Genomic DNA, 9,181 nt, shown 5'->3' with positions numbered 1-9,181 from the left:
CCCTCCCACCCGGCCTGTTGACGTCCCGCGTTCAAGTTGCCACGCACGGTGATCGTGCTGATAGCGTGCGCGCAGACGAAACAGCCCCCGTCAGGTGCTACCAACACCTGCGGGGGCTTGACCTACAAGATCGAAGAGGAAGTTCGATCCCATGGCTGAGGCCAAGCTTAGTAGTGCTCTCCTGCCCGCGCACGCGTCCCCGCTCGGGTCGTCCCACCCCATGGCCAACCCGGGCTACGGCAAACGCACCGCCCCCGGCCAACACCCCCGCTCCCCGCACGACTTCGCGGACCTCCCGCCCCGCGAGGCGGCGATCGCCGCGTACATCGACCGCCTCCCCGACGGCGCCGACATCTCCGTGAAGACGCTGGCCAAGACGCTCCCGTACGGCCAGTGCGCGCTGCGCACGGCCCTCAACAGGCTTCAGCAGGCCGGTCACTTGCGCCGGGGGCGCGAGCATCTGACCGCCGAGTCGGGCAGTGCCCGATGGATCACCCGATCGTGGTTCTCCCGAACCGCGCGGGACGACGGCTGGTGGGCGAGCTTCACGCGGGGCGACGTACCGGAGGCGCGGCGGGAGGCACAGGCACGGGAGGCACAGGGGGAGGCCCCCGAGCGTGGCCGCCCGACCCGCTCCCGGGCCCACATCCTTCTCGCGGCCCTCGGCCGCACCACCCCCTCCCTGTCCCTCTCCCAGGCGGACTGCGCGGCGCTGGCCCCGCTCCTCCTGCCCTGGTTCGAGCGCGGCGCCACGGACGAGACGATCCGCCAGGCGCTCACCACGGGGCTCCCGACCCCGGTCCACAGCCCGGCGGCCCTCCTCCGCACCCGCCTCACCAGCAAGCTCCCACCGGAGCCGGAGCCGGAGCGGAAACCGGAGCCGGACCCCGTACGCCCGCCGCTCCGCATGCTGGAGTGCGCCACCTGCCGCGCTCCGGGCGCACCGGAGGCCCTGCCCGGCGGCACCTGCGGCGCCTGCCGAGGCGAACGCGCGCCCACCCGCCACAAGGCGCCCCTCCCGGCTGCCTCGGTCCACGCCCGCGCGGCGGAGATCCGTGCGGCGATGTCCCTGAAGCCACGAGAGAGGACACCCGTATGACCGCTCCTACGGTCCGCCGCCACCATGCCGGGGCACGATGGGAGGAAGGAGGCGACGGCATCACACTGGACACCGAGAAGCTCAAGGACTACGCGGACTGACCGGCCCGGCCGCCCAGCCTCCTACTTGAACGGCACGTTCACGCAGGCCAGCCGCAACCCGGCCGTCCCCGCGTGCCCCGCGTGCGTGGACGTGCTCTTCTCGTGCAGGACCACCGAACGCGCCCCGCCCTCCCGGAACCGCCAGTCCACCTTGGCGATGGAGCGCGCCGAGCCGTCCTTGTTGGTGTTCACGTCCAGCCACACCTCGTTGTCGGGGTTGGCGAACTTCGGGTCGACGGACGGCTGCACCGGGTCGACCTGGTCCTGGTAGTGCGGCCCGGCGTCCGCGGGCAGCTTGCCGCACGGCTTGGTGTGGACGTGCGCGCCGTACGAACGGTTCGCGACCAGGTCCCGCAGCCGCAGCTCGATCCGCGTACCGCCGTCGCGCCGCAGCTCCTCCTTCACCTGGACGCGGGCGCCGAGCGGCGCGAGCGCGGTGTCGTAGGTGACCGCCGGTGCCACGTCCGCGGTGGCCTCCGGAGCGAGCACCGACCTCACGACGACCTTGACCACGGGCTGCTTCTTCGACGGGGTGTCGGCCGCCGCCGCGGGCGTAGGCGCGGGGCTGGTCGCGGAGGTGGTCTCGCTGGCGTTCGCGCCGGCCGCGATACCGAGACCGCCGGCGACCGCGCCGACGGCGGCGACGGCCGCGATGAGCCGCTTGTGCTTCAGGGTGAGCTTGTGTCGTGCCATGAGCTTGTCTCGTCCCGTTCGTGGGGGGTGAAGGGGAGCGGTCGCGCAACAAAAGAAGGCACCTCAACTGCCGCTCATCGGCTGGCAGTTGAGGTGCCCGGGCGACGCTGCGCTCATGACACTACAGCGGCACATTCGGCGGAATTGGATCACTACCGCCGGGTACTGGGGAGACTTGGCGAAAAGTCCGGGCCTCGCGGGATCCACCCCGGGGCACCACCCCGTGGCATGCTCAGCTCAGCGAGCCCAGGGCGGCCGGCTCGAACGCCTTCAGCTCGTCGAAGCGGCCGTCGAGGACCTTCGCCGCCCACTCCGGGTCCTGGAGCAGCGCGCGGCCCACGGCGACGAGGTCGAACTCCTCGGCCTCCAGACCGTCGAGCAGGTCATCGATGGCCTTGGTCGAGGAGCTCTCACCGGCGAACGCGGCGATGAACTCGCCGTCGAGCCCGACCGAGCCGACCGTGATGGTGGGCTTGCCGGTGAGCTTCTTCGTCCAGCCCGCGAGGTTCAGCTCGGAGCCCTCGAACTCCGCCTGCCAGTAGCGGCGCGTGGAGGCGTGGAACGCGTCGACACCGGCCTCGACGAGCGGGCTCAGCAGCGCCTGAAGCTCCTGCGGCGTCTCGGCGAGGCGCGCGTCGTACGCCTCCTGCTTCCACTGCGAGTAGCGGAAGATGACGGGGAAGTCGGGGGACACGGAGGCCCTTACGGCCGCCACGATCTCGGCCGCGAACCTGGTGCGGGCGACGAGGTCGCCGCCGTAGGCGTCGGTGCGGCGGTTGGTGTGCTCCCAGAGGAACTGGTCGACGAGGTAGCCGTGGGCGCCGTGGATCTCGACACCGTCCATGCCGACGCGCTCGGCGTCGGCGGCGGACCGCGCGAACGCGGCCACGACCTCGTCGATGTCGGCCTGCGTCATGGCGCGGCCGCCCTCGGCGGGCGTGCCGTCGACGCGCAGACCGGAGGGGCCGAGGACCGGGGCGTCGGGGAAGAGCTTGCCCTGCTGGCGGACGGTGCCGATGTGCCACAGCTGCGGCACGATCGTGCCGCCGCCGGCGTGCACGGCCTCGGCGACCTTCGCCCACCCGGCGAGCTGCTCCTCACCGGCGAAGCGCGGCACGCCGTCCAGGTCACCGGCCGTCTCGTGCCCGACGTAGGTGCCCTCGGTCACGATCAGGCCGACACCCGCGGCCGCCCGGCGACCGTAGTACGAGGCGACGTCCGCACCCGGCACACCGCCGGGCGAGAAGACCCGCGTCATGGGAGCCATGGCGATCCGGTTCGGGACGGTCAGACCGTTGATCTTGACGGGCCGGGAGAGAACGTCGGCGGCACGGGAGGTGGACGCGGTGGTCACGTGGGGACTCCTCGGAGAGGTCGGTGGCACATCGGGCGGTCGGTCACTGCGGCGCCCCGCCCGCGCTATATGCACGTGCATGGACCGCTCTACTCGTCAACCTCCCCGCCCGCCACGGCATTCCGCCGACGCCCGGCGGCTCGTGTGACCCCGGACACGCCCGAGGGCGGCACCCCCTGTCGGAACAGGGAGTGCCGCCCTCGGTACTGACGGACCGGGTCCGAACCTTCTCTCTACGAGGAGGCTCAGAAGTCCATGTCACCGCCCGGCATACCGCCACCGGCGGGCGCGGCGGCCTTCTCCGGCTTGTCGGCGATGACGGCCTCGGTGGTGAGGAACAGCGCGGCGATGGACGCGGCGTTCTGCAGGGCGGAACGCGTCACCTTCGCCGGGTCGATGATGCCTTCGGCGATCATGTCGACGTACTCACCGGTCGCGGCGTTCAGACCGTGGCCGACGGGCAGGTTGCGCACCTTCTCGACGATGACGCCACCCTCGAGGCCACCGTTGACGGCGATCTGCTTGAGCGGGGCCTCCAGGGCGAGCTTCACGGCGTTGGCGCCGGTCGCCTCGTCACCCTCCAGGTCCAGCTTCTCGAAGACCGTGGAAGCCTGGAGCAGGGCCACGCCACCACCGGCGACGATGCCCTCCTCGACGGCCGCCTTCGCGTTGCGGACGGCGTCCTCGATGCGGTGCTTGCGCTCCTTGAGCTCGACCTCGGTCGCGGCACCGGCCTTGATGACGGCCACGCCGCCCGCGAGCTTCGCCAGGCGCTCCTGGAGCTTCTCGCGGTCGTAGTCGGAGTCGCTGTTCTCGATCTCGGCGCGGATCTGGTTCACGCGGCCGGCGACCTGGTCGGCGGAGCCGGAGCCGTCGACGATCGTGGTCTCGTCCTTGGTGATGACGACCTTGCGGGCGCGGCCCAGGAGGTCCAGGGTCGCGTTCTCCAGCTTGAGGCCGACCTCCTCGGAGATGACCTCGCCGCCCGTGAGGATGGCGATGTCGCCGAGCATGGCCTTGCGGCGGTCACCGAAGCCCGGGGCCTTGACGGCGACGGACTTGAAGGTGCCACGGATCTTGTTGACGACCAGGGTCGACAGGGCCTCGCCCTCGACGTCCTCGGCGATGATCAGCAGCGGCTTGCCCGACTGCATGACCTTCTCCAGGAGCGGGAGCAGGTCCTTGACGTTGGAGACCTTGGAGTTGGCGATGAGGATGTAGGGGTCCTCGAGCACCGCCTCCATGCGCTCCATGTCGGTGGCGAAGTACGCCGAGATGTAGCCCTTGTCGAAGCGCATGCCCTCGGTGAGCTCAAGCTCCAGACCGAAGGTCTGCGACTCCTCGACGGTGATGACGCCTTCCTTGCCGACCTTGTCCATGGCCTCGGCGATCAGCTCGCCGATCTGGGTGTCGGCGGCGGAGATGGAGGCCGTGGAGGCGATCTGCTCCTTGGTCTCGACCTCCTTGGCCTGGTCGAGCAGCGCACCGGAGACGGCCTCGACGGCCTTCTCGATACCGCGCTTCAGGGCCATCGGGTTGGCACCGGCGGCGACGTTGCGCAGGCCCTCGCGTACGAGCGCCTGGGCGAGGACGGTCGCGGTGGTCGTACCGTCACCGGCGACGTCGTCCGTCTTCTTGGCGACTTCCTTGACCAGCTCGGCGCCGATCTTCTCGTACGGGTCCTCGAGCTCGATCTCCTTGGCGATGGACACACCATCGTTGGTGATCGTGGGGGCGCCCCACTTCTTCTCGAGGACGACGTTGCGACCCTTGGGGCCGAGCGTCACCTTGACGGCGTCCGCGAGCTGGTTCATGCCGCGCTCGAGGCCGCGCCGCGCCTCCTCGTCGAACGCGATGATCTTGGCCATGTGAAGTGGTCCCTCCAGGACTGGGGGTGATTCCTTCGGACCGCGCCCGCGCCCGCGACGGACGGCTCGCCTGCCTCGTGGTTCCTTGCCCCACCTGGCCTGCGGGCCTCACCGACCCGGTCCTTCGTTGTCACTCTCACCTTCAGAGTGCTAACGCCAATGATTAGCACTCGGCATGGTCGAGTGCAAGCGCCTCCGGATGATCCGCAGGTGAACGCGCCCCTACGCGCCCGGTCGGCACCCCGTCCGCGCGACCGCCGGCGGGGCGTTCCGGACACGCGGAAGGGTCCGCACCCCGAGTACGGGGCGCGGACCCTCCGAGAAGAACGAAGAACGTCGCTGCTAACCGGCGCGTTGCTTCAGCCTGCGAGACGGACCATGTCCGCCTGCGGACCCTTCTGACCCTGCGAGATCTCGAACTCGACCCGCTGGCCCTCTTCCAGGGTGCGGTAACCGTCCATCTGGATCGCGCTGTAGTGGACGAATACATCCGCACCACCGTCGACCGCGATGAAGCCGTACCCCTTCTCCGCGTTGAACCACTTGACGGTGCCCTGAGCCATGCCTAACTCCCCTATTACTGGCCCTTGCACAGATCCACACTTCGCGGACCCGGGTCAGACCTCACCCCCCAACGGTTGGGGGTGTGCGCCGGAACGCGTCGACCGCGGCTGAATGTATCTGCCCAACTGCCGTCTGCAACAGGGCAATCGGACGAGAAAATCTGGACAGGCCCGGTCGGGAATGTACGAACAATTCCCCTGAATTCAGGGCAAGTCGGGCCCCATAAAAGGCGCGAAACACGCAAATGCCCTACAGACTTTGGCTACTTCATATAGGGCGTGCGGCGCGATTGGATATGCGCCCGGCATGAAATCAGATCGGCAAGCGGGCCGGGTTCCCCAACTGTACCGTGCTCAACCATAGAGAATTGCCCCCTCCGCTTCTCTCACGGAGGGGGCAATTCGATGAACAATCCGTAATCAATGTTACCGACGGTTACTACCGGCGGGTACGGAACGGTGATCAGCCGCCGGCGACGGCCGGGATGATCGACACGCCCGCACCGTCCGGCGTGGCCGTCTCCAGACCCTGCTCGAACCGCACGTCGTCGTCGTTCACGTAGACGTTCACGAACCGCCGCAGCTTCCCCTGGTCGTCGAGGACGCGCGCGGCGATCCCGGTGTGGTTCTTCTCCAGGTCCGCGATGACCTCGGCGAGGGTGGCGCCTTCGGCCTGGACCTCGGCCTGACCGCCGGTGTAGGTGCGAAGGATGGTGGGGATGCGAACGCTGACGCTCATGACTGGTGACCTCCGGGTGTGTACGGCAGAGCTGAGGGGGCGCGGGGCTGGGTGGTTACGCGAGCCCGGCGTCGCGGAACGAGTCGAGGTTGGGACGGATGGTCGCGGTGAGCCCCGTCCCGGCGACCGCGTCCAGCGTCTTGAGACCGTCACCGGTGTTCAGCACGACGGTCGTCAGCGCCGGGTCCAGCAGCCCGCTCTCGATCAACTTCCGGGTGACCCCCACGGTCACCCCGCCCGCGGTCTCCGCGAAGATCCCCTCGGTCCGGGCGAGCAGCTTGATCGCGTCGACGATCTGCTCGTCGGTCACGTCCTCCACGGCCCCGCCGGTGCGCCGGGCGATGTCGAGGACGTACGGCCCGTCCGCCGGGTTGCCGATGGCCAGCGACTTGGCGATCGTGTCGGGCTTCTGCGGCCGGACGACGTCGTGGCCCGCCTTGTACGCGACGGACACCGGGGAGCAGCCCTCGGCCTGGGCGCCGAAGATCTTGTACGGCCTGTCCTCGACGAGCCCGAGCTTGATCAGCTCCTGGAGCCCCTTGTCGATCTTCGTGAGCTGCGAGCCGGAGGCGATCGGCACGACCAGCTGGTCCGGCAGCTTCCAGCCGAGCTGCTCGCAGATCTCGTACGCGAGGGTCTTGGAGCCCTCGGCGTAGTACGGCCGCAGGTTGACGTTCACGAAGCCCCAGCCCTCGCCGGCCGGGTCGCCGATCAGCTCGGAGCAGAAGCGGTTCACGTCGTCGTAGTTGCCCTCGATGCCGACCAGCTCACCGCCGTAGACGGCGGCCATGACGACCTTGCCCTGCTCCAGGTCGTGCGGGATGAACACGCAGGAGCGGAAGCCGGCGCGGGCGGCGGCGGCACCGACGGCGCCGGCGAGGTTGCCGGTGGAGGAGCAGGACAGGGTGGTGAAGCCGAAGGCGCGCGCGGCCTCCAGGGCCTGGGCGACGACGCGGTCCTTGAAGGAGTGCGTCGGGTTGCCGGAGTCGTCCTTGATGTAGAGGCCGCCGGTGACACCCAGCTCACGGGCGAGGTTGTCGGCCTTGACGAGGTGGGTCCAGCCGGGGTTCAGGTTCGGCTTGGTCGCCACGTCGGCGGGGACGGGCAGCAGGGGCGCGTACCGCCAGATGTTCGCGGGGCCGGCCTCGATCCGCTTGCGCAGCTCCTCCGTGTCGTAGGCGGAGTAGTCGTAAGCGATCTCCAGCGGGCCGAAACACTCCTCGCAGGCGAAGACCGGTCCGAGGGGGACGCGGTGACCGCACTCGCGACAGCTCAGGGCGGCGGCGGGACCGAGGTCGACGCTCTGGGCGGCACCGTCGGTGGTCGTGGATTCGGTGGCAACAGTCTGCGCAGCCATGTGAGGCGAGGCCCTTTCTCCTCATCTTCCTCACGACGCATCTCGTCGTGAGACGGATTTGGCACCTTCCCTAGCCGGACCTCGCCACGGCGACGTGACAAGACAGCTGGAGGGTTGCCGGGGCTTCATCGGGCCGTATCCCTCTGCCCCTCTGGATGAGCGGTATTTGGTTGTATACGCACACGAGCACCGACATGCGATGGTCATCAGCGTTGTTCAAGACTGTAACCGAAGGCCAGGACAGTTGAGAGAGCCGTCCGAACCGCGAGATGAACGCAGAGGAGCCGCGCACTGTGCTGAAGGAAGTCGAGCGCTGGCTGAGCACCCGCTCCTGGTCCGTGACCGATCGCCCGCTCCACAGGATCCTTGCCGCGAAACGGGCCTCGGGTCAGACCGTCAGTGTCGTCCTGCCCGCGCTGAACGAGGAGGAGACGGTCGGCGACATCGTCGCCGTCATCCGCCATGACCTCATGGAACAGGTCCCGCTCGTCGACGAGGTCGTCGTCGTCGACTCCGGATCGACCGACCGCACCTCCGAGGTCGCGGCGGCGGCCGGGGCGCGGGTCGTCCACCGCGACGACATCCTGCCGCGCCTGCCCGCCGTGCCCGGCAAGGGCGAGGTCCTGTGGCGGTCACTGCTGGTCACGACCGGCGACATCGTCTGCTTCATCGACGCGGACCTCAAGGAGTTCTCCTCCGACTTCGTCTCCGGGATCGTCGGCCCGCTGCTCACCGACCCCGGCGTCGACCTGGTCAAGGCGATGTACGACCGCCCGCTCGGCGCGGCCGCCGGCCAGGGCGGCCGGGTGACGGAACTCATGGCCCGCCCCCTGCTCAACATGCACTGGCCCCAGCTGGCGGGCTTCGTCCAGCCGCTGGGCGGCGAGTACGCGGCCCGCCGCTCCCTTCTGGAACGGCTCCCCTTCCCCGTCGGCTACGGGATCGAACTGGGCATGCTCGTCGACGCGCTCCACCTCGTCGGCCTCGACGCGCTCGCCCAGGTCGATGTGGGCGTCCGCAAACACCGCCACCAGGACGGGCAGGCCCTGGGCCGCATGTCCGCGGCGATCTACCGCACGGCCCAGCTCCGCCTGGCCCGCGGCCACCTGATCCGTCCCGTCCTGACCCAGTTCGAACGCGGCGCGGAGGGTTTCGAGCCGCGGACGTACGCGGTGGACGTGGAGGAGCGACCGCCGATGGCGGAGATCGCGGAGTACGTGGAACGGAAGGCGGCGTAGGGGGCGGGGTGCGGGGGGGAACGGGCCTACGGCCCGCCCTTCATCGGAAAAGCACGGGGCCGCAGGCCCCTGCTTTTCCAGGGGCGCGGGGAACTGCGCGAACGGCCCCCACGCACCCGCACTCGCCGACGCACAGGTCACCCCCACCCCCCTAGGCGCTCCTGTATAC

8 protein-coding genes and 1 riboswitch are annotated in these 9,181 nt (G+C 69.5%); of the genes, 2 read left to right on the top strand and 6 right to left on the bottom strand.

Annotated features, from left to right (window positions below; translation table 11 throughout):
* Positions 1-220: 220 nt before the first annotated feature.
* On the top strand, positions 221-1,099 hold the full coding sequence (locus AOK15_RS20010) for a hypothetical protein (protein WP_055518768.1): 879 nt from the start codon (positions 221-223) through the stop codon (positions 1,097-1,099).
* 122 nt (positions 1,100-1,221) lie between these two features.
* Here the strand turns inward: AOK15_RS20010 and AOK15_RS20005 are convergent, their stop codons facing one another.
* From AOK15_RS20005 to thrC, 6 genes are all read right to left on the bottom strand, one after another.
* The gene (locus AOK15_RS20005) at positions 1,222-1,893 is read right to left on the bottom strand and encodes a superoxide dismutase family protein (RefSeq protein WP_055518765.1); all 672 of its coding nucleotides are present in this window, start codon (positions 1,891-1,893) and stop codon (positions 1,222-1,224) included.
* Between the two features lie 232 nt (positions 1,894-2,125).
* The gene (locus AOK15_RS20000) at positions 2,126-3,247 is read right to left on the bottom strand and encodes an NADH:flavin oxidoreductase (RefSeq protein WP_055518763.1); all 1,122 of its coding nucleotides are present in this window, start codon (positions 3,245-3,247) and stop codon (positions 2,126-2,128) included.
* A 245-nt stretch (positions 3,248-3,492) separates the two neighbouring features.
* On the bottom strand, positions 3,493-5,115 hold the full coding sequence (gene groL, locus AOK15_RS19995) for a chaperonin GroEL (protein ID WP_055518761.1): 1,623 nt from the start codon (positions 5,113-5,115) through the stop codon (positions 3,493-3,495).
* A 359-nt stretch (positions 5,116-5,474) separates the two neighbouring features.
* Positions 5,475-5,678, bottom strand: a complete 204-nt coding sequence (locus tag AOK15_RS19990; RefSeq protein WP_009339379.1) for a cold-shock protein — start codon at positions 5,676-5,678, stop codon at positions 5,475-5,477.
* Positions 5,679-6,141: 463 nt separating this feature from the next.
* Positions 6,142-6,417: a MoaD/ThiS family protein gene (locus AOK15_RS19985; RefSeq protein ID WP_055518759.1), complete on the bottom strand. Its 276-nt coding sequence runs from the start codon at positions 6,415-6,417 to the stop codon at positions 6,142-6,144.
* 55 nt (positions 6,418-6,472) lie between these two features.
* Positions 6,473-7,774: a threonine synthase gene (gene thrC / locus AOK15_RS19980; protein WP_055518757.1), complete on the bottom strand. Its 1,302-nt coding sequence runs from the start codon at positions 7,772-7,774 to the stop codon at positions 6,473-6,475.
* Between the two features lie 18 nt (positions 7,775-7,792).
* Positions 7,793-7,936: riboswitch (SAM riboswitch) on the bottom strand.
* Positions 7,937-8,067: 131 nt separating this feature from the next.
* Here thrC and AOK15_RS19975 point away from each other — a divergent pair.
* Positions 8,068-9,012: a glucosyl-3-phosphoglycerate synthase gene (locus AOK15_RS19975; RefSeq protein ID WP_055518756.1), complete on the top strand. Its 945-nt coding sequence runs from the start codon at positions 8,068-8,070 to the stop codon at positions 9,010-9,012.
* Positions 9,013-9,181 lie beyond the last annotated feature (169 nt).

Origin of the sequence: Streptomyces ossamyceticus, assembly GCF_001418475.1 — a bacterium.
GTDB lineage: Bacteria > Actinomycetota > Actinomycetes > Streptomycetales > Streptomycetaceae > Streptomyces > Streptomyces ossamyceticus.
Note: the sequence above shows the minus strand (reverse complement) of the source record. Positions and strands in the feature narration are given on the sequence as shown.

Bases quoted from the DNA above. Each gene is read 5' to 3' on its own strand.
- AOK15_RS19985 (WP_055518759.1), bottom strand. From the start codon at position 6,417: ATGAGCGTCAGCGTTCGCATCCCCACCATCCTTCGCACCTACACCGGC.
- AOK15_RS19990 (WP_009339379.1), bottom strand. From the start codon at position 5,678: ATGGCTCAGGGCACCGTCAAGTGGTTCAACGCGGAGAAGGGGTACGGC.
- AOK15_RS20010 (WP_055518768.1), top strand. From the start codon at position 221: ATGGCCAACCCGGGCTACGGCAAACGCACCGCCCCCGGCCAACACCCC.
- thrC (WP_055518757.1), bottom strand. From the start codon at position 7,774: ATGGCTGCGCAGACTGTTGCCACCGAATCCACGACCACCGACGGTGCC.
- AOK15_RS20005 (WP_055518765.1), bottom strand. From the start codon at position 1,893: ATGGCACGACACAAGCTCACCCTGAAGCACAAGCGGCTCATCGCGGCC.
- groL (WP_055518761.1), bottom strand. From the start codon at position 5,115: ATGGCCAAGATCATCGCGTTCGACGAGGAGGCGCGGCGCGGCCTCGAG.